General features: G+C 71.0%; 17 protein-coding genes and 1 tRNA gene. 12 read left to right on the top strand and 6 right to left on the bottom strand.

What is annotated here, in order from left to right:
- The 6 genes from E1264_RS24265 to E1264_RS24240 form a co-directional block, all read left to right on the top strand.
- Positions 1 to 1,117, top strand: a 1,117-nt coding sequence (locus E1264_RS24265; RefSeq protein ID WP_132177312.1) for an acyl-CoA dehydrogenase family protein, incomplete at its 5' end; no start/stop codon positions are given.
- A 68-nt stretch (positions 1,118 to 1,185) separates the two neighbouring features.
- Positions 1,186 to 2,301 (top strand): acyl-CoA dehydrogenase family protein, encoded by a 1,116-nt coding sequence (locus E1264_RS24260; protein WP_132177310.1) that lies wholly within the window; start codon positions 1,186 to 1,188, stop codon positions 2,299 to 2,301.
- A complete protein-coding gene (locus E1264_RS24255; RefSeq protein WP_132177308.1) occupies positions 2,301 to 3,479 on the top strand; it encodes an acetyl-CoA hydrolase/transferase C-terminal domain-containing protein in 1,179 nt (392 codons plus the stop codon). The genes E1264_RS24260 and E1264_RS24255 overlap by 1 nt, the downstream gene beginning before the upstream one ends.
- Before the next feature lie 95 nt (positions 3,480 to 3,574).
- Positions 3,575 to 4,072, top strand: coding sequence for a flavin reductase family protein (locus tag E1264_RS24250; protein WP_132177306.1), 498 nt, complete (start codon positions 3,575 to 3,577; stop codon positions 4,070 to 4,072).
- A gap of 70 nt (positions 4,073 to 4,142) precedes the next feature.
- Positions 4,143 to 4,670 (top strand): DoxX family protein, encoded by a 528-nt coding sequence (locus E1264_RS24245; RefSeq protein ID WP_207936126.1) that lies wholly within the window; start codon positions 4,143 to 4,145, stop codon positions 4,668 to 4,670.
- A 53-nt stretch (positions 4,671 to 4,723) separates the two neighbouring features.
- Positions 4,724 to 5,488: an SDR family NAD(P)-dependent oxidoreductase gene (locus E1264_RS24240; RefSeq protein WP_132177304.1), complete on the top strand. Its 765-nt coding sequence runs from the start codon at positions 4,724 to 4,726 to the stop codon at positions 5,486 to 5,488.
- 144 nt (positions 5,489 to 5,632) lie between these two features.
- Here E1264_RS24240 and E1264_RS24235 read toward each other — a convergent pair whose 3' ends face one another.
- Positions 5,633 to 6,100: a carboxymuconolactone decarboxylase family protein gene (locus E1264_RS24235; RefSeq protein WP_165964344.1), complete on the bottom strand. Its 468-nt coding sequence runs from the start codon at positions 6,098 to 6,100 to the stop codon at positions 5,633 to 5,635.
- Positions 6,101 to 6,110: 10 nt separating this feature from the next.
- Positions 6,111 to 7,040 (bottom strand): MBL fold metallo-hydrolase, encoded by a 930-nt coding sequence (locus tag E1264_RS24230; protein ID WP_207936125.1) that lies wholly within the window; start codon positions 7,038 to 7,040, stop codon positions 6,111 to 6,113.
- A 108-nt stretch (positions 7,041 to 7,148) separates the two neighbouring features.
- On the opposite strand from E1264_RS24230, the gene E1264_RS24225 reads away from it, so the two are divergent.
- Positions 7,149 to 7,835, top strand: a complete 687-nt coding sequence (locus E1264_RS24225) for a TetR/AcrR family transcriptional regulator (protein WP_132177298.1) — start codon at positions 7,149 to 7,151, stop codon at positions 7,833 to 7,835.
- A 251-nt stretch (positions 7,836 to 8,086) separates the two neighbouring features.
- On the opposite strand, the gene E1264_RS24215 is transcribed toward E1264_RS24225, so the two are convergent.
- Complete coding sequence (locus E1264_RS24215) at positions 8,087 to 10,255, bottom strand: MMPL family transporter (RefSeq protein WP_132177296.1); 2,169 nt, start codon at positions 10,253 to 10,255, stop codon at positions 8,087 to 8,089.
- Positions 10,256 to 10,576: 321 nt separating this feature from the next.
- Between E1264_RS24215 and E1264_RS24210 the strand changes: the two genes are divergently transcribed.
- The 4 genes from E1264_RS24210 (at position 10,577) to E1264_RS24195 (ending at position 15,276) form a co-directional block, all read left to right on the top strand.
- Complete coding sequence (locus E1264_RS24210) at positions 10,577 to 11,737, top strand: sensor histidine kinase (RefSeq protein WP_207936124.1); 1,161 nt, start codon at positions 10,577 to 10,579, stop codon at positions 11,735 to 11,737.
- A 58-nt stretch (positions 11,738 to 11,795) separates the two neighbouring features.
- On the top strand, positions 11,796 to 12,473 hold the full coding sequence (locus E1264_RS24205; protein ID WP_132177292.1) for a response regulator transcription factor: 678 nt from the start codon (positions 11,796 to 11,798) through the stop codon (positions 12,471 to 12,473).
- A gap of 119 nt (positions 12,474 to 12,592) precedes the next feature.
- Entirely contained in the window at positions 12,593 to 13,114 is a 522-nt protein-coding gene (locus E1264_RS24200; RefSeq protein WP_132177290.1) for a tyrosine-type recombinase/integrase, read from the top strand.
- Between the two features lie 293 nt (positions 13,115 to 13,407).
- The gene (locus E1264_RS24195; RefSeq protein ID WP_132177288.1) at positions 13,408 to 15,276 is read left to right on the top strand and encodes a CocE/NonD family hydrolase; all 1,869 of its coding nucleotides are present in this window, start codon (positions 13,408 to 13,410) and stop codon (positions 15,274 to 15,276) included.
- Positions 15,277 to 15,351: 75 nt separating this feature from the next.
- Here E1264_RS24195 and E1264_RS24190 read toward each other — a convergent pair whose 3' ends face one another.
- Positions 15,352 to 15,540, bottom strand: coding sequence for a hypothetical protein (locus tag E1264_RS24190; RefSeq protein WP_207936123.1), 189 nt, complete (start codon positions 15,538 to 15,540; stop codon positions 15,352 to 15,354).
- A gap of 135 nt (positions 15,541 to 15,675) precedes the next feature.
- Positions 15,676 to 17,034 (bottom strand): Pup--protein ligase, encoded by a 1,359-nt coding sequence (gene pafA / locus E1264_RS24185; protein ID WP_132177286.1) that lies wholly within the window; start codon positions 17,032 to 17,034, stop codon positions 15,676 to 15,678.
- Positions 17,035 to 17,929: 895 nt separating this feature from the next.
- On the opposite strand from pafA, the gene E1264_RS24180 reads away from it, so the two are divergent.
- Complete coding sequence (locus E1264_RS24180; RefSeq protein WP_243711136.1) at positions 17,930 to 19,105, top strand: tyrosine-type recombinase/integrase; 1,176 nt, start codon at positions 17,930 to 17,932, stop codon at positions 19,103 to 19,105.
- A gap of 207 nt (positions 19,106 to 19,312) precedes the next feature.
- On the opposite strand, the gene E1264_RS24175 is transcribed toward E1264_RS24180, so the two are convergent.
- Positions 19,313 to 19,386: transfer RNA gene (locus E1264_RS24175), tRNA-Arg, on the bottom strand.
- Positions 19,387 to 19,658 lie beyond the last annotated feature (272 nt).

Below are 19,658 nucleotides of genomic sequence, written 5' to 3'. Positions count from 1 at the left end.
GACCCGGAGGTTCGTCCGCGAATGGCGGCGGACGATGTACCGCCGCGGGCTGCTCGGGGTCGCGTGGCCCGCCGAGTACGGAGGACGCGGCCTGACCATGTTGCACCAGGTGGTCCTGGTCGAGGAGCTGACCAAGGCGGGTCTCCCGTTCGGGGAACAGCCCGCGGACTCGACGGGCGTGAAGATGCTCGGCAGCACGCTCCTGCGGTTCGGCACGGAGAAGCAGAAGCGCTCGATCCTGCCCGCGCTGCTGTCCGGTGAGCAGCGCTGGTGCCAGGGCTTCTCGGAGCCCGGTGCCGGGTCCGACCTGGCGTCGGTGAGCACGCGGGCCCGCCTGGAAGCGGAGGAGTGGGTGGTCGACGGCCAGAAGCTCTGGACGTCGGGAGCGCACACGGCCACCGGGATCTTCGTGCTGGCCCGCACCGACGCGGCCGCGGGCAAGCACGCCGGCCTGTCCTTCCTGTTGATTCCGCTGGACCAGCCGGGGATCGAGGTCCGTCCGATCCGGCACGCCACCGGGGGCACCGACTTCTGCGAGGTGTTCTTCGACGGCGCCCGCACCCCGGCCGACATGATCGTCGGCAGGGCGGGCGACGGCTGGAAGGTCGCCTCGACGCTGCTCACGTTCGAGCGGGGCGAGGAGGCCGCGACCAACCCGATCCTCTTCCGGGCGGAGCTGGACCGGCTGTTCGAACTCGCCCGCCGCACGGGCCGGGACCGCGACCCGGTGATCCGGCAGCGGCTCGGCCGCGCCCGCGTCCGCGTCGAGGTGATGCGCTCCCTGGGCCTTCGCATCCTGTCGGACGTGCTGGCGGGCGCCGAGCTGGGGCCCGCGTCCTCGGTCTCGAAGCTGTACTGGAGCGAGTACCACCGCGAGGTCACCGACCTGGCCCTGGACGTCCAGGGCCTCGACGGCCTGGCACCGGCGGGGAAGGACTCCTCGCGCCCGCTGCGAACCGACGACCCCGGTGCGGACCCGTCGTCGTCACGGAGCTGGTGGAGCGTCTCCCTCAACGCGCGGGCCGGGACGATCTACGCGGGGACCTCGGAGATCCAGCGGAACATCCTGGCCGAACGCTCCCTCGGCCTTCCCCGGGAGCCGCGGCCGGCCGGCTGAGCCGGATCCGGGCGATCGTCCGGCCGGGCGGACCATCACCTGACGGGACCTTCGAGAGCGAGACCACGATGCGGTTCGGATACGACCCTGAACACGAGGACCTCCGCGCGAGCGTGCGTGCCGTCCTCACCGACGCCGAGAGCTTGGCCGGGCACGACCTGGAGACGGACCGCGGCTGGTCGCCGCGCACGTGGAGCCGGCTCTGCGACGAGCTTGAGCTGCCGGCGCTGGCCGTGCCCGAGGCGAACGGCGGCACCGGTGCCGGCGTGGTCGAGCTCGGTATCGTTCTCGGGGAGGCGGGCCGCAGCCTGCTCCGCGCGCCGCTTCTCTCGACCAGCCTGGCGATTCAGGCGCTGCTGCGAACACGGCCCTGTGCGGGCGTCGCGCAGTTGGCGGCCGGCCGGCGGACCGGGACGCTGGCGCTGCGCGAGCCGGGCCGCGGCTGGGACGCGCAGCCGCGCACCCGGGCCGCGGCCGGCCGGGACGCCTGGCGGATCACCGGTACGAAGAACTGGGTGCTCGACGGGACCACCGCGGACCTGTTCGTCGTGAGCGCGAGAACACCGTCCGGCACCTCGCTGTTCCTCGTGGAGTCCCAGGACGTGAGGGTCAAGGTCGAGGCGACCGAGACCGTCGACCCCACCCGCCGTGTCGCGCACGTGACTTTCGACGCGGCCCCCGCCGTCCTGCTCGGCCGCGACGGTGCGGCCCCGGTCGCGTCGATCCTCGACACCGCGGTGGTCCTCCTCGCGGCGGAGCAGGTCGGCGTCGCCGAGCGCTGTCTGGAGATGGCGGTCGAGTACGCGTGCCGACGCACCCAGTTCGGCCGTCCCATCGGCTCGTTCCAGGCCGTCAAGCACAAGCTGGCCGACGTCCTGCTGGAGGTCGAGGCCGCCCGGTCGGCCGCGCTCCACGCCGCGTACGTCGCCGACCGGCGCCCGGACGACGAGCTGGGCGAGGCCGCCGCCGTCGCCGGGGTCACCTGCTCGGAGGCCGCTCTGCTCGCGGCGGGCGAGAACATCCAGGTGCACGGCGGGATCGGGATGACATGGGAGCATCCCGCGCACCTCTTCCTGAAGCGCGCCACCGTCAGCCGCATGCTGCTGCGGCACCCCCAGGACCATCTGGAGCGTGTGCTGGAACTGGCCGGGCTCTCCGCGGTGGCCGGCGAGCGGGAACGGTGATGGCCGGTCTCGATGACGAACTGGCCCGCCTCGTGAAGCCCGGGACGCGCGTCGCGCTCGCGGACGGCCCGGGGACTCCGCGCATCCTGCACGGTCCGCTGAGCCGTGCCGCGGCGGGCCGGGGGGTGCGGCTGGTTCTCGGCTGGATGCCGTTGCCCGCCCCAGAGCTGGACCCGGGCGCGTTCGCCGACGTGCGCGTCCTCATGGGAGGCGCCGGCACCCGCGCGATGGTGGAGGCGGGCCGCGCCCACGCCGTCCCCGCCCGGCTGTCGGCCGTGCCCGCGCTCCTGCGCGGCACGCTTCGGCCGGACCTGCTGGTCGCGGCCGTCGTCCAGTGTCCGGACGGCCTGCGCTTCGGCGCCGAGGTCGGGTGGCTGCGCGGCCTGGTGGACGCCGGTGTCCCGGTGGCCGCGGTCGTGTCGTCCGGTTCCCCCTGCGCGGACGCCGGGCCGCCGCTGCCGGACGTGATGGTCACCATCATCGGTGAGACCCGGGACGGACCGGGCGAGGTCACCGCCCCCGCCCCGACCGACGCGGACATGGCGATCGCCGGACTGATCGCCCGGCTCGTGCCGGAGGGCGCACGCGTGCAGGTCGGCCCGGGGCGGCTCGCCCAGGCGATGGTGTCGGCGCTCGCGGTACCCGTCCGGATCGACTCCGGCCTGCTGCCGGATCCGGTGGTGGATCTCGATGCGAAGGGGCTGCTGTTGGACGAGCCCATCGCCGCTTACCTGAGCGGCACGCACCGGCTCCACGACTGGGCGGACGGGCGGCCGATCCTGCATCCGGTCGAGGTGACCCACGACATGACCCGGCTGTCGTCACCGGACCTTCCACCGTTGATCGCGCTCAACTCGGCGCTGGAGATCGACGTGGAAGGACAGGTGAACGTCGAGGGGGTGGGCACCGCGGCCGCCGGCATGATCGGGGGCCACCCCGACTTCGCCGCCGCCGGGGTGTGCGGCCGCGGCCTGTCGGTGATCGCGACCGCGTCGGCGCACCGCGGCCGTTCGACGCTGGTGGAGCGGCTCTCGCGGCCCGTGACGACCGGTTCCCACGACATCGACGTCGTCGTCACCGACCGGGGGATCGCGGACCTGCGAGGCCTCGACCGTCCCGAACGGAGACGGGCGCTGCTCGACCTCTGGAACGGCGAGATCGCCCGTGTTCCCAAATGACCGTGGCGCCACGCCGCCACCCCGACCCGCCCGGTGACGGGCGTTCCGCCGCGGCCTGGCGGCGCGGTCGTGACCTACGAGCGAGGAGTGTTCAGATGATGGCGATGGAGCCGGTGGGCGCCGACGACCAGGTGCTGAAACAGGCCTTCGGCTGCTTTCCGTCCGGGGTGGCCGCGGTCTGCGCCCTGGCCGGGGGCGAACCCGTCGGCATGGTCGCGAGTTCGTTCACCTCGGTCTCGTTGCGGCCGCCGCTCGTGTCCGTGTGCATGCAGGACACGTCCGCGACCTGGCCGCGGCTACGCGGCCTGCCGAGGCTCGGTTTGAGCATCCTGGCCGAGGACCACGAAGAAGCGTGCCTGCGGCTCGCGAGCAAAGGGGGCGATCGCTTCGGTGACGTGCACTGGGAAGCGGGACCCGAGGGAGGAGTGTTCCTTCCCGGCGCCAGCGCCTGGCTGGACTGCTCGCTGTACGCGGAACATCCCGCGGGCGACCACTCGATCGCGCTCCTGAAGATCCACCGGCTGCGGTCGGAGCCCGGTAGGCCGCCGCTGGTCTTCCACGGCAGCCGGTTCCGGCGCCTCATGGCGGTGTGAACCCGGGTGGCGCGATGAGGACGTCGCCGCAGAACACCTAAGCGAAGGACGACCGGATAAGGGGCTGTGAATGGCTGTTGATGTGGCGGGCATCGATATCGCGTCTTTCGTCCTGCGGGTTTCCGTGGGCGGGACGCTGATCGCGCACGGCTGGAACCACGCTTTCGGCGGCGGGAGGATCGAGGGCACGGCGGGCTGGTTCGAATCGATGGGCCTGCGGCCCGGCAGGCCGCACGCGCTGATGGCGACCGGCACCGAACTCGGCGCGGGCCTCCTGCTGCTGCTCGGCCTGCTCACCCCGCTGGCCGCCGCCGGCGCGGTCGGCACCATGGTGGTCGCATTCATCACCGCCCACCTGCGCAACGGCTTCTTCATCTTCCGTCCCGGCCAGGGCTACGAGTACGTCCTCATGATCATCATGGTGGCGTGCGCACTCGGCGCGCTGGGGGGCGCCGGCGCGTCCCTCGACGGCGTCCTCGGGGTCTCCGATGACCTGTCCGGCTGGACGGGCCTGACCATCACCGCTCTGGCCGGCGGCCTCGGCGCGGCCCTCCTCCTGGCCGCCTTCTGGCGTCCCGCCCGACCCGAAGCCCCATAGGCCTCCTGGCGACAATCGGCCACCGTTAACGATCATGGAAGGCAGGGCATCGCATGCGTTTGGAAGGCGTTTCCACCGCCGTCACCGGAGGGGCCCGCGGCCTCGGGCTGGCCACGGCACGGTCGCTGGTGGCGGCGGGCGCCATGGTGACGATCATCGATCTGCCGGATTCGGGTGGCGAGGCCGTGGCAGCGGATCTGGGCGACGCGGTCCGGTTCGTTGCCGCGGACGTCACCGACGCCGAGCAGTTCGCCGCCGCACTGGACGTCGCCGAGGATCGCGGCGGCCTGCGGGGACTCGTGCACTGCGCCGGCGCCGCCCGCAAGATCCGGCTGCTGGACCGCGCCGGTGAGCCCGGGTCGCTGGAGGACTTCGAGTGGACCGTGCGCCTCAACCTGTTCGGCTCGTTCAACGCGCTGCGGCTGGGCGCGGCCCGCATCGCGCGGCGGGACGAGGAGGATGGCGAGCGCGGCGCGATCGTCCTGACCGCGTCGGTCGCCGCCTACGAGGGGCAGATAGGGCAGATCGCCTATACGGCGGGGAAGGCCGGCGTCGTCGGCATGACGATCACCGCTGCGCGCGATCTGGCGAGCCGGTCCATCCGGGTCTGCACGATCGCCCCGGGGATCATGGACACTCGCCTTCTGTCCCGGATGCGCGACGACGTGCGGGCCGCGTTGCACGCCAGTGTCCCGCAACCGTCGCGCCTCGGGCATGGTGACGAGTTCGCGTCGCTGGCGCTGGAGATCCTGCGGAATGGCTACCTCAACGGCGAGACGCTGCGGCTGGACGGGGCCCTGCGGATGGCGCCCCGTTAGCGATGCGACGATCTCGCAGGCCTTGCGCGAGCCGGAACGTGACCTCGGCGCGCCCGCCAGAATTCGAAGATCACCCGGCACGTCCGCAAGAACGCGCGACGAGCCCCGGCCCGCCGGCTAAAGGACCGGGCCATCCGGCTCACGCTATTGATTTGGGGTTGGGGGAGCAGGTGGCGGCGGGTGCGCTGTGGCATCCGGCGGGTCCGTGTCGAACAGGTCGTGGACGGCTTCCATCGCGAGGGAGGCGCGGGGGTATCCGAGGTAGCCGGCCAGGAGCGTCATCAGGGCGGTGAGCGCGTCCTCGCCGAGCCCGTGCTGGCGGGCCTGTCGCAGGTGGGTGGCCAGCCGGTCGCCGGATACGCCCTGGGCGGTCAGGGCGGTGATGACGGCGATGTCGCGGTCGCGTCCGGTGAGGGCGGGGTGTGCCCAGGCGGCTCCGCCGGCCGCCTGCAGCTGCTCCTCGGCGAACGGCAGCCCGACCCGCGCGGAGAAGGCGGCGAGCACGTCTGGCTCGGGTACGTTGAGGATCTCGGCGTAGACGGAGATGCCGCGCTCTCGCCGGCCATCGGATTCGGGGGTTCCCGGGCGAGCGCCATCTCTTTGCGTGTTCATGATGCGGCACTCAGCCGGTGGGGGCGGCGGCGTAGAAGGCCCGTGCGGCGGAGCTGATCCATTCGGGCCGTTCCCAGGTGCTCCATCGGGCGCGGGCATCGGTGTCGATGGCCGTGGCCGCATCGTCGGCGGAGACTCCGGTAGCCCGCAGGCGCCCGATTTCGTCGCGGACGTAGGTCAGGTAGTCGCGGACGTCACCGATCAGCGAGGCGTCGGTCACCTCGCCGTGCCCGGGGACGACGACCTCGGGGGCCAGGGCGCCGAGCTGGTCGAGCACGCCGATCCAGCGATGCGGGTCGACGTCGGTGTCGTGCGGCGGGAAGTACGGCGTGATCGGGAAGATGCGGGTCTCGAGCAGGTCACCGCCGAACAGCACCCGGTCGTCGACGAGCACGACCTGGTCGGCGGCGGTGTGGGCGGGGCCGACGGGGCGCAGCACGGCCGTGTGACCGCCGAGGTCGATCTCGGCCTGACCGTCGTAGACCAGGTCAGGGTCGACGAACTCGACGTCTTCGAGCTCGGCCGCGATGGCCGGGCCCAGGCCCCGGAACATCTCAAGGTAGGCGGCGCCCTTGCGGTGCAGCTCGTCGCGTTGTCCCCGGTTGTAGACGATGGTCGCGGCGCCCTTGAAGGCCTGTGCGCCGAAGCCGTGCTCGGGGTGGAAGTGCGTGACGGTCAGGTACAGGCGCCTCCCGCCGGCGAGGCGGCGCGCCTGCCGCAGGACGTGCGCGCCGTTGCGCGGCCCCATGCCGGTGTCGACGACCAGCGCGGCCCTCTCGCCGACGACAACGCCGACGTTCGGGACGAGCTCCACCCGCCGGTCCGGGATCACGTAGACGCCGTCGGAAACCTGGACCGGCTCACCGCTCACGACCGGCGCAGGCGCGCCGCTGACATCCGGCGCGCCGCCGGCGTCCGGGCCGGCCGCTTGTTCAGGCACGACGTTCGATGCGGGGTCGGTGGGACACATGAGCCACTCCAATCTGAGCAGTGTTTAGATCCAGTTCTGACCGTACCACTAATCTGAGCACTGTTAAGATCGATGCTCATGGGCAAGAGGCGCTATCACCACGGGGACCTGCGCGGCGCGCTGCTGGACGCCGCCGAGGAACTCGTCCACGAGCACGGCGACACGAACTGGTCGCTGCGTGAGGCCTCGGCCCGGGTCGGGGTCAGCCCGAGCGCCGCCTACCACCACTTCTCCTCCCGCGACGCGCTGGTCCGTGCCCTGTCCGTGCGCGTCCTGTCCCGGCTCGGAGAGCAGATGGCCGACGCCGCCGCCCAAGCCGCCGCACCGGGCGCCGATGTCCGGAAGGGACTCGTGGCGGCAGGACGCGCCTACGTTCGCTGGACGCTGGAGGATCCCGCGGTCGCCCGCCTGGCCTTCGGCTCCGGCGCCCGCGACCGCGACGCCGCGATCTCGCCGCACCCGCACGATGTGCTCGATACCGAACTGGACCGGCTCGTCGAGATCGGCGACCTGAGCGTCCAAGCCCGCCCCGGCGCCGAGTTCGCCGTCTGGGCCGCCGTCCACGGCCTCGCCACCCTGCTCGCCGACGGACTCATCACCCTCGACGGCCCCGAGGCCGCCGACCTGCACACCGAACGCCTCGTCCAGGCCGTGCTCACCGGCTTGGCGCAGGAGACCACACCGTCGCCGGGCTGGCCCGCAGCGCGCTCCGCCCACACCGAGCGCCAGGCCAGGGGACAACGGTCAGGCCAGGGGACAAGGTGACACCGCCGCGGACCAGCCACGGCCGACGAGAGGCGTTTATCCAAACCAAGAGCACGCAGCCCGAAGGGCCAGATGGACGCCTACGTCAGCACCCAGCGTCCCTCCCCGGTCATGGTGTGGACGCCCGAGCGGACGGGGATCTTCCTCGACCGTGCCGCCCGGCACCGGCTGCACGCGCTCTACCACCTCATCGCCTTCCGCGGGCCGCGGCGAGGCGAAGCGTGCGGGCTGCGAAGCGCACACGGTAGCTTTCAGCGTTTGGTGGGGGCCTCGGTGCGGGATGCCGGCCGGGGCGTGTGTCGGGCATCGCCGGCGTGCTCGACGTTCAGGTGGGGCAGCCGGCGGTCGAGCCGGCGCGGCAGCCACCAGTTCGCGCGGCCCATCAGCGCCATGGCCGCCGGCACCAGCACCATCCGCACCAGCGTCGCGTCGAGCACGATCGCCGTGGTCAGCCCGAGGCCCAGCATCTTCGCCAGCGGCGAGGCGTTGAGGACGAGGCTGAGGAACACCGCCGTCATGATCAATGCGGCGGAGGTGATCACGCGGCCGCTGCTCGCCATGCCGCGGGCGACAGACTCGGCGTTGTCGCCCGTTGCGTCGTACTCCTCGCGGATGCGGGAGAGCAGGAACACCTCGTAGTCCATGGACAGGCCGAACAGGATCGCGAAGAAGATCGTGGGCAGCGGGGAGGCGATCAGGTACGTCCCTTCGAGGCCGAACAGGTCCGCCAGCCATCCCCACTGGAACACCGCGACCACGACGCCGTACGCGGCGCCGATCGACAGCAGGTTCATCACGACGGCCTTCAGCGGCACCGCGATGGACCGGAACACCAGCATGAGCAGCAGGAACGAGACCACCAGGATCGCCGCGACGAAGATCGGCAGGGTGGCGTCAAGCTGCCGGGTGAGGTCGTCGGTCATGGCCGTCAGGCCCGACACCGAGACGTTGGCGGGGACGAGGCCGCGCACGCGTTCGAGGGTCTGGGAGGTCTCGGTGTCGGCGGGCGCGGTCGTGGGGATGGCGGGCAGCACGACCGTGTCGCCGCCGGGGGAGGTCCGCGGAGTTCCGACCGTGGCGATGCCGGGGTCGGCGGCGAGGCGCTCCGACAGCGCGGGGACGCCCCGGGCGTCCACACCGGGGGCGCGCAGGTCGGCGACGAGCAGCAGCGGCGCGTTGAAGCCCGGGCCGAAGCCCTCGGACAGCAGGTCGTAGGCGCGGCGATGCGTGGTGCTCGGCGAGTCGTCGCCCGCGTCCGGGAAGCCCGTTCGCATCGACAGGGCCGGGGCGGCCAGCAGGAGCAGCACCGCCGATGCCGCGATCAGGTACGGCCACGGCCGGCCGGAGACACGGTGGGCGTGGCGCCACCAGGCCGTGTCCGCGGCCTGCTTGACGGGACGCCGGCGGCGCGTCAGCCGTCCCCGGTCGATGCGGTCGCCGAGCACCGACAGCAGGGCCGGCAGCAGCGTGAGGGCGGTGCCCACGGCGAACAGCACGACGATCGAGACGCTGATGCCCACCGAGATCAGGAAGCCCAGGCCGGTCAGCAGGAGCGCGCCCATCGCCACGATGACGGTGCCGCCGGCGAAGAGGACGGCGGAGCCCGCCGATCCCATGGCGTCCGCCAGCGCGGTGGAGCCGTCCTGCCCGGCGGCGCGGTTCTCGCGATAGCGGGCCGTGATGAACAGGGCGTAGTCGATGCCGACGCCGAGGCCGATCACCGCGCCGATGGTCGGCGCGGCGCCGGAGACGTCCATCGTCGCGGCCAGCAGCGCGATGCCGCCCAGGCCCGTGGCGACCGTCACCAGGGCGAGCGTGATCGGCACGAGCGCGGCCACGACCGTCCCGAACGCGACGAGCAGGACGACCAGCGCGGCCACCAGCCCGGCGGCGTCGGTCGCCGACGTCACCGGCTCGGCGTTGACGAAGGCCGCGTCGCCACCGAGCTCGGCCCTGACGCCCGCCGCCCGGGCGGGTTCGAGCACGCCGGCGACCTCGGCGATCGGCTCCGCGCCCAGCTCGGTGTCCGGCCGGTCGAAGGCGATCTCGGCGAAGCCGATGCGCCCGTCACGCGACACCGTGCCCGCGGTGAACGGATCGGTCACCCCGGTCACGTGCTTCACGGCGGCGATCCGCGCGACCGCGGCCTCGACCGCGGGCCGGTAGCGCTCCAACCGCTGCCCTTCCGGGGCGGCGAACACCGCTTTGGCGCTGCCGCCGGACGCTTCGGGGAAGCGCTCGTCCAGCAGCTCCATCGCCTTCTCGCTCTGGCTTCCGGGGGCGGCGAAGTCGTCGGCGAACGAGCCGCCGGCGGTGCCCGCGAGCCCCACGACGAGGGCGGCGGCGATCAACCACGCTCCGATGACGATCCATGGCCTGCGGGCGCTGACGGCGCCGATGCTGCGGACGAGGCGATGCATGACCGATGCTCCTGTTCCGGGCGGCGGGGCGCCGGGAGCGGCGCCGCGTTCCACGGTCCTCGCCGGAGCCTGCGAGGTCGCCCGCCCACAGGCGGTTCCGCCGTCCCACGCTGGGCGGGCGGCGCGCCGCCTGCCCGCCCGCCGTGCGGCGGAGACCCGCCTCCGACTGCGGGCGGATGACCGCGTCCCGGACCTCGCCTACGGTGAACCCGTGCCAGCCCACCAGCCGCGACGGCCCACCGCATGGATCACCGGGGAGCGACGGTGAGCCGTCCGGGCGCGCTGTCCCGCGCGCCGAGCGAGCACGTCAGAGGGAGAGGCGTGAACCCCTTCACCCGCTGGCCCCGCGCAGCGGACGCCGTCCTGGCGTTCGCCGCCTTCCTCCTCACGGTGTTCCTGAAGGACGGCCCCGGCGACTCGCTGCTCATCCGTCCCCTCGGCGAGGTCTCGCTCCTCGTCCTGCCGGTGTCGGCCGCGGGCGCCGCGGCGCTCTACTGGCGCAGGCGGGGGCCCTTGATCGTGCTCGGCGTCGCGCTGGCCGTCTGGGCCGTGACGATCGTCGGCGGCGGGGAGCAGGGCGGATTCACGGTGCTCATCGCCCTCTACAGCGTGGGCCGTCATGGCGCCGTGAACCGGTACGTCCCGGTGGGCATCACCGTGGCCATCATCCTGCTCGGCATCGACGGCCGCGACGATGCGGCCCCCTGGTTGGAGGTGGTCATCGTCGGCAGCCTCTTCATGTTCGGGTCGTGGTACGTCGGGCGCCGCCTCCGGCTGCGCGGGGAGCGCGCGGCCCAGTTGCTGCGCGAGCAGACCGCCGAGTCCCGCCGGATCCTGGCCGAGGAGCGCACCCGCATCGCCCGCGAACTGCACGACGTGGTCGCCCATCGGGTGAGCCTCATGACGATCCAGGCGGGCGCGGCCAAGGCCGTGGCCGCGCAGGATCTCGACGGCGCCCTGCAGGCGATGGGAGCGGTGGAGCAGGCCGGGCGTCAGGCGCTGGACGAGCTGCGCCACCTGCTCGGCGTCCTCCGCCCCGAAACCGACCTCGACGGTCTCGGCCCCCAGCCGGGCCTCGCGGATCTCCCCCGGCTCCTCGCGCAGATCCGCGCGGCCGGCGTGGAGGTCGCGCTGGTGGCGGACGGGGTGCCGGACGGACTGCCCGCCCGCGTGGATCTGTTCGCCTACCGCATCGTCCAGGAGGCGCTCACCAACGTGCTGAAGCACGCCGGCCCCGGCGCCCGCACCGAGGTGCGGCTCGGCGCCGGCGAGAGCGAGATCGTCATCGAGGTGCTGGACGACGGCCACGGCACCGCCGTCATGGCCGGACCGGGCGCCGTGCGAGCCGGTACGGGAGGTCACGGCCTCGTGGGGATGCGGGAGCGGGCGCTACTGTTGGGCGGGACCGTCGACGCCCGGCCGCGCCTTGGCGGCGGGTTCCGGGTCGTCGCGCATCTGCCCACCGAGGGCCGGCCGACGTGAGCGGACGACGGGCCGTAGGGTCTCGCGGGCGCGAAACGCCAGGCGTGGAAGGAGCCGCGTGAGCATCCGCGTCCTTGTGGTCGACGATCAGGCACTGGTCCGCGGGGGCTTCGCCATGATCCTGCGGGTGCACGACGACATCGAGGTCCTCGCCGAGGCCGGTACCGGGCTGGAGGCGATCGAGGCGGCGCGGCGGCACCGTCCGGACGTGATCCTCATGGACATCCGGATGCCAGACATGGACGGCCTGGAAGCGACGTCCCGCATCCTGACCGAGTCCGACTGGGACGTCCGGGTCCTGATCCTGACCACCTTCGACCCTGACGAGTACGTCTACCGGGCCCTTCGCGCCGGTGCCAGCGGCTTCGTGCTCAAGGACATCCCCGCCGACCAGCTCGCCGGCGCCGTCCGCACCGTGGCCGACGGCGGCGCGCTGCTGGCGCCGGTGATCACCCGCCGCCTCGTCACCCGGTTCGCCGAGCACCGCACCGTCAACGCCGCCACCGCGCGCCGGCTGGAGCGCCTCACCGACCGGGAGCGCGAGGTGATGGCCGCCATCGCGCGCGGATCCAGCAACCCCGAGATCGCCAAGGAGCTCCACATCGGCGCCGCGACCGTCAAGTCGCACGTGTCGGGCATCCTCTCCAAGCTCGGCCTGCGCGATCGCGCCCAGATCGTGATCTTCGCGTACGAGAGCGGGCTGGTCGAGGTCGGCGACCACGACATCGGCCACTGAACAACAGGTTCCCGAGCACCACTGACGAGACCGTTCCATCTTGGATGGTCGTCGGTATTTCGGTGTGTACGAGTTTGAAGGGCCTTTCTGGCGCATCGCGGTAGCCGGTCGGCGGGGTCTTGCCGCAGTTGCCGCAGGGGGGCGCAGGCGTAAGCGGGCGGCGCAGGCGCGGCAGACACCGGTGCTCAAGATGCCGATCTTGCGGGTCTGACCGTGACAGTGGCTATGTGTTCACCGGCCTCAACGGTGATCCACTGGCCCCGGAGCGGCTGACCCGGCTGTTCCATCGATTGGTCGCCGAGCATGGGCTGCCGCCGATCCGGTTGCATGATCTTCGTCATGGGGCGGCGACGCTGGCGTTGGCGGCGGGGGTGGAGTTGAAGAAGGTGCAGGACATGCTGGGTCATTCCAGCATCGTGCTGACCGCCGACACCTACACCTCCGTGCTGCCCGAGGTCGCCCATCGCGCGGCGGAGAAGACCGCCCGGCACGTGCAGAAGGCGGGTCGGCTGGTGCCCGGCACCAGCCGGGTCCGCCGACGAGATACCGGCCGCAGGAAACGCCCCGAGTCCGACGTGCCGCCGGCTCGGGGGCCGATGACGCATCCCGCACGTCAACTCGGCCGGCCACAACGCTGCTGACCACGGGCGAGCAGGCGGAAGTTGCGGCATCGTTCGGTGATCGTGAGCCTCAGGCTCCCCGTCCTTGTTCTTAGAGGTGCGGCGCGATGCACCGACGAAGGGAGCGAATTCGCGCGTCCGATAGATTCCGGCAATTCGCCACAAACGGACCGTTCGCCGCACCGATCGACCGTTCGACCGACAGCCCTTGACCGCCCTCCTGACCAACCGTCGTGATCATGCGATGCTCCGCCCGACGACGTCGAACGGTCGCCGGGCGGCCCCGTCGCCCCGGCCAGGAAGGAGTTGCGGCGATGCGCGCGAGACGGCGGACGACCTGGGCGAACAGAAGAAGTCGCAGCTGGCGGCTGTCCCTTGTGGCGGCGGCCGTGGTGCTGCTGGGTGGCGTCGCCGCCGCGCCCGGTGCGGTGGCCGACGCCCCGCCGAAGGCGGAGGAATGCGAATACAGCGTCCAGAAGGACGTCCCTGCCACTATGCGGGACGGGACGGTGTTGCGCAGCAACGTGTTCACGCCGAAGGGGGACGGCGAGTTCCCCGTCATCCTGATGCGGCTGCCCTACAACAAGGAGGGCGCCCTGAGCTTTGTCTACGGCCCCCCTGACCGTTACGCCAAGGCGTGCTACCTCGTCGTGGTGCAGGACGTCCGCGGCGAGTACAAGTCGGACGGCACCTTCTACCCGTACCGGAGCGAGGCCGAGGACGGCTACGACACCATCGAGTGGTCCGCCAAGCTGCCGCACTCCAACGGCAAGGTCGGCATGTACGGGTTCTCCTATCCGGGGCTCACGCAGTGGCTGCCCGCGACCCTCACGCCCCCGCACCTGGTCACGATCGCCCCGGCGTTCACGTCCTCCGACATCTACGACGGATGGACCTACGAGGGCGGCGCGCTGTACCAGTCGTTCATCCAGGACTGGCTGCTGAGCTTCCTCACCGGCGGCGTCACCAGCAAGCTCCCGGACGGCGCGAAGCTGCGGGCGGAGATGACCCAGGCGTCGCGGGACCTGCACGCCAAGTGGTACAGGCACCAGCCGCTGAACAACTTCCCGCCGCTGTACCCGGAGGACGACCGCATCGCGCCGTACTACTTCGACTGGATCGACCACCCGAGCGACGACGACTACTGGAAGCGCTGGAGCATCCGCACGAAGTATCCGCAGGTCAAGGTACCGTCGCTGAATTTCGGCGGCTGGTCCGACATCTTCCTCAACGGGACGGTGGAGAACTTCGCCGGGATGCGCGCCCAGGGCGGATCCGAGGTCGCCCGGCAGGGCACGCAGCTCCTCGTCGGGCCGTGGACGCACGGCGGCTCGGGCCGCAGGGTGGGCGCCGTCGACTTCGGTCCGGAGGCGGTCGTCGCGGTGGGCGATCTGCACCTCCGCTGGTTCGACCACTGGCTGAAGGGGATCGACAACGGCGTGGACGAGGATCCGCCGGTGAAGGTCTTCGTGATGGGCGCCAACAAGTGGCGCACGGCTGACTCCTGGCCGATCCCCGGCACCGCCAACACCACGTACTACCTGCACAGCAAGGGTGACGCGAACACGGCGAACGGCGGCGGCACGCTCGATACCACCGCGCCCGCGACGGACGAGAAGGCCGACCGGTACCAGTACGACCCGGCGAACCCGGTACCGAGCGTCGGCGGCCGTTTCCAGAGCTCGGTGCCCGGCGGCCCGCAGGACCAGCGGCCCGTCGAGCAGCGGCCGGACGTGCTGGTCTACAGCACCCCGCCGCTGCAGAAGGACACCGAGGTCACCGGCCCGATCTCGGTGACGCTGTACGCGTCGTCCTCGGCGCGCGACACCGACTGGACGGCGAAGCTCACCGACGTCCACCCGGACGGCACCTCGATGCTGGTCCGGGACGGCATCCAGCGCGCCCGGTACCGGGTCTCGCTGGAGAAGCCGGAGCTGATCACCCCCGGGGAGGTCTACAAGTACACGATCAAGCTGTGGCCGACCAGCAACCTGTTCAAGGCGGGCCACCGCATCCGGCTGGAGATCTCCAGCAGCAATTTCCCGATGTACGACCGGAACCCGAACACGGGCGGGAAGTTCGGCGCCGACACGACCACGCAGCCCGCGTCGCAGACCGTTTATCACGACCCCGAACACCCGTCCTCGATCACCCTGCCGATCATTCCGGCGCCCGTCCGCTGAGACACTTCGCGATGACTTACTGAAAGGAGGTCAGCTCGCCTTTCGGGCCCGGAAGAGAACCACGCCGCGCCGGCGCTAGCGCGCCTGGCAGGACGTAGGCGGCGACGGCGATGCCGACCAGGGCGCCCTGACCGCCCTCGGACCCCAGGCGAGTGCGAGCCACGCGACGAAGCTCATGCCGCCGCCCAGGTCGGACAACGCGAAGGCCGGCATCAGCCGCCGGAAGGTCCGGTCGGCGAACAGCGAGCGGTCGTTGCCGGGCACCAGACGTCCCGGTGTACCGGCATCCGCAGGTGGCCGTCGCGGCCGATACCCAGTGGCCGGTCGAGCCCGGTCTCGCGGCCCGGCCGGCCGGCCGGGAGAGTTCGTCTTGCGCGGCGGCTGTGGAAGGTGGCCTGGTCACATTCCGGCGATGAGCCTGTCGACCCGTTCGTCGACCGAGCGGAACGGGTCCTTGCACAGGACGGTGCGCTGCGCCTGGTCGTTGAGCTTCAGGTGCACCCAGTCGACGGTGTAATCGCGTTGCTTCTCCTGCGCCTTGCTGATGAACGCGCCGCGCAGCCGGGCACGGGTGGTCTGCGGCGGCACCGACTTGGCCTCGACGATGTCGGGGTCACGGGACACGCGCTCCACCGAACCGCGGCGCTCCAGCAGGTAGTACAGGCCGCGGTCGCGGCGGATGTCGTGGTAGGCCAGATCGAGCTGGGCGACCCGCGGTGAGCTGAGCGGCAGGTCGTGCTTGCGCCGGTAGCGCTCGATGAGCTGGTATTTGGTCACCCAGTCCACCTCGCGGGCGACCAGGTCGAGGTCCTGGGTCTCCACCGCGCGCAGGGTGCGCTCCCACAACTCCAGCACCCGGGTGACGACCGGGTCGGCGCCGCGACGGTCGATGAGATCCTTGGCCTTGGCGAGGTACTCCCGCTGGATTTGCAGGGAACTGGCTTCACGGCCATTGGCCAGGCGCACTTTGCGGGTGCCGGTCATGTCGTGGCTGACCTCGCGGATCGCCCGGATCGGGTTCTCCAGGCTGAGGTCGCGCATCACCACCCCGGCCTCGATCATCCGCAGCACCAGGTCGGTGGCTCCGACCTTCAGCAGCATCGTGGTCTCGCTCATGTTGGAGTCGCCGACGATGACGTGCAGCCGCCGGTACAGTTCGGCGTCGCCGTGCGGTTCGTCGCGGGTGTTGATGATCGGACGCGACCGCGTCGTCGCTGACGACACGCCCTCCCAGATGTGCTCGGCACGCTGGGACATGCAGAACACCGCGCCTCGCGGCGTCTGCAGCACCTTCCCGGCACCGCAGATGATCTGCCGGGTGACCAGGAACGGGATCAGCATGTCGGCGAGCCGTCCGAACTCGCCTTGGCGCTCGACGCAGTAGTTCTCGTGGCAGCCATAGGAGTTGTCGGCCGAGTCGGTGTTGTTCTTGAACAGGTAGACGTCGCCGGCGATGCCTTCCTCGCGAAGTCGCCGTTGGGCCTCGACCTGCAGTTCCTCCAGGAGCCGCTCACCGGCCTTGTCGTGAGTCACCAGGTCCACGACGCTGTCGCACTCGGGCGTCGCGTACTCGGGGTGGCTGCCCACGTCCAGATACAGCCGTGCCCCGTTGCGCAGGAACACGTTACTGCTGCGGCCCCACGACACGACCCGCCGAAACAGGTAACGCGCCACCTCGTCCGGAGACAACCGCTGCTGGCCGCGGAAGGTGAAGGTGGCGCCGTACTCGGTCTCCAACCCGAAGATGCGCCTGTCCACGCTGCGAGCCTATGCAGCCACAGTCGCCATGACTAGATCGTGACCGGTGAACCTTTCTGTGAGGACGCGGAGCCAGAGCACGATCGTGGCGACGTCCAAGGGCGCCGCGGGTAGACGAAGGCCACGACCAAGTCCCGTTCGGCCCCGCGCCCCTGACATCACGTGGGCGTCATTCGGAAGCGTGCGCCGGTACGGCGCGGTGACAGTGTCCATTCAGCCACCGCCCACGCCTCGGTGGGACTGACCGCGTCGACCCCTAGCAGGATGGGGTGGGTTTGGGGCGGCCACGGCGGTCCAGGTGGCCTGTACGGTGGTCACCGGAGCCAGAACCAACGGTAAAGCCGCGGCCGGCCTCGTCGAATGGCAATTAATGTTGCGGTGTTCCCTTGGCTGCCGGTGGAGCGGGCCGCACCGTCCGCGAACACGACATCGGCCACCCTCCGCTCAGGAAGGCCCTCCCCAGGCTCAGCCACGGAGTCAAGACGATCACGACATGAGGTGCCGCTCTGGCCCTGCCCATCGTTGCCGCTCTCGCCGCGGCCATAGGCCCGCCGCGTGACACGGGCATAATCGAGCTCTGGGCCCTGAAAGGGTCGGCATGCCCGCCCGGGTCCGTGGCGGCCGACCCCACCCTGCATTCGCCGGCTTCACCATCAAATACAGCCAATATGTGGTGGGGTCCGGCGGCGGGGCCCCGCCAACGGACTCGCGTGGGCCGCAGCTACCTGGTCCCCACCACCGGACTGCTCGCCCTGCTCGGCCTTAACGACGGCGCTGGGCCGCGCGTTGGACGGTCGGCGGCCGTGAGAAGTCCCGGACGTTCGAGCGGTCCTCTCAGGCAAAGAGCTTCCTGTCTGACCTGCGACAGGCGGCCAAGAACGGTGAGGCGTTCGACATGGACACGGGCCTCCCACTGTCCATGCTCAAGGCGGAATCCGCGCGGTCGTGGCTGGAGTTCGCGCGTGCCTATGTAAAGGCGCGTTGGCCACATGCGGCGGCCAAATCGCGTGAAGGTCTCACCGACACCATGACGGCCGTGACGCTCGCCTTGCTCAAGGACGCGCCGGGACGTCCAGACGCGTCGCTTCTGCGGGTGCTGCTGCGTCAGTACGTCTTCGTCGCGGAGGAACGTCGTCCGGACATCTCGCCCGATCTGGGCAGGGCGTTGCGGTGGCTGGAGACGGCATCCATGCCGATCACGGCCCTGGACGAACCGCGGTTGGCGCGGAGTGCTCTAGAGGTCCTCGCGCTGCAGCTCGACGGACAACCTGCGGCGGCCTCGACCTTCCGGCGCAAGCGGGCGGTGTTCAAGCATGCGCTCGGCTACGCGGTCGAACTGGGAGATTTGGCGTCCAATCCTCTCGATCGGGTGAAGTGGCGTCCGCCGAAGCAGAACGGTGCCGTTGATCGGCGCGTGGTGGTGAATCCGGCGCAGGCTCGGGAGCTGCTGACGGCGGTGTCCTATGTCGGCCGGTCGCGAGGGCCTCGGCTGCGGGCGATGTTCGCCTGCATGTACTTCGCTGGGCTTCGTCCGGCTGAGGCGGCGGGCCTGCGGCGGCAGGACTGCGAACTTCCGGCAACTGGCTGGGGCCTGATCACACTCAAGAAGACCCGGCCTCAGAGCAACAAGCGATACACCGACTCGGGGGAGACCTTCGACGATCGCGGCCTCAAGCATCGGGAGGACGACATCGTCCACCCGGTCCCGATCCCGCCAGAGCTGGTGACGATCCTCCGCGAACACGTCGACACGTTCGGCACGGCTGACGATGGTCGGCTGTTCGTCACCAGTAGCGGCGCGTCCTTCTCCGGCTCGGCCTACGCGCAAGTCTGGAAGCGGGCTCGCGTCCTGGCGCTGACTCCCGATCAGGTCGAGTCGCCCTTGGCTGCCCGGCCGTACGATCTCCGGCATGCGGCGGTGTCGCTCTGGCTGAACGCTGGCGTCCATGCGCCCGAAGCGGCTGAACGCGCTGGGCACGGGGTCGACGTGATGTTGCGTGTTTACGCTAAGTGCGTAGATGGGCAGCGGGACGTCGCCAACCAGCGCATAGAGGACGCGTTGGCGGCATGACCAGCAAGTGTCGGCGGAGAGGCTCCGGAGCGTCCGGGGCCTCTCTTCGCTTGTGTGCTGACCTGCGGAAACGTGGGTCAGGTCATTCCGCGTATATTCCGGGAACGGTGCCGTGCGGCTGCTTTCGGTGGCACACGGCTGCATCCGAGACAGCAAGATCAAGAGGCGTTCTTGCAGGTCAGAGCCGGTACTTGCTGGTGGGGTGGGCGCGCCCGGCAGGATTCGAACCCGCGACCGTCGGATTAGAAGTCCGATGCTCTGTCCAGCTGAGCTACGGGCGCCCGGCGCCCGGCGGGACGCCGGGACACAGTGTAAGGGGGTGGGTCCTTCGGCTCCACATCTATAACGGTGTTACCAGGGGTGAGTGGGCGTCGATGGTGTATTAGGGGTTCTATGTTTGGGTGCTGTGGCGGTGGACTTTGAAGTGGCGCTCTCCGGCGGGACCGTGTCGGAGGGTGTGGTGCGGGTCGGGGAGACGGTGCGGAGGCCGTTGCGGGCGCATAGTCCGGCGGTGCATGGGTTGCTGCGGCATCTGGAGGCGGTGGGGTTCGAC

It is taken from the genome of Actinomadura sp. KC216 (assembly GCF_004348535.1).
GTDB lineage: Bacteria > Actinomycetota > Actinomycetes > Streptosporangiales > Streptosporangiaceae > Spirillospora.
This window is presented reverse-complemented; position numbering and strand designations above follow the sequence as displayed.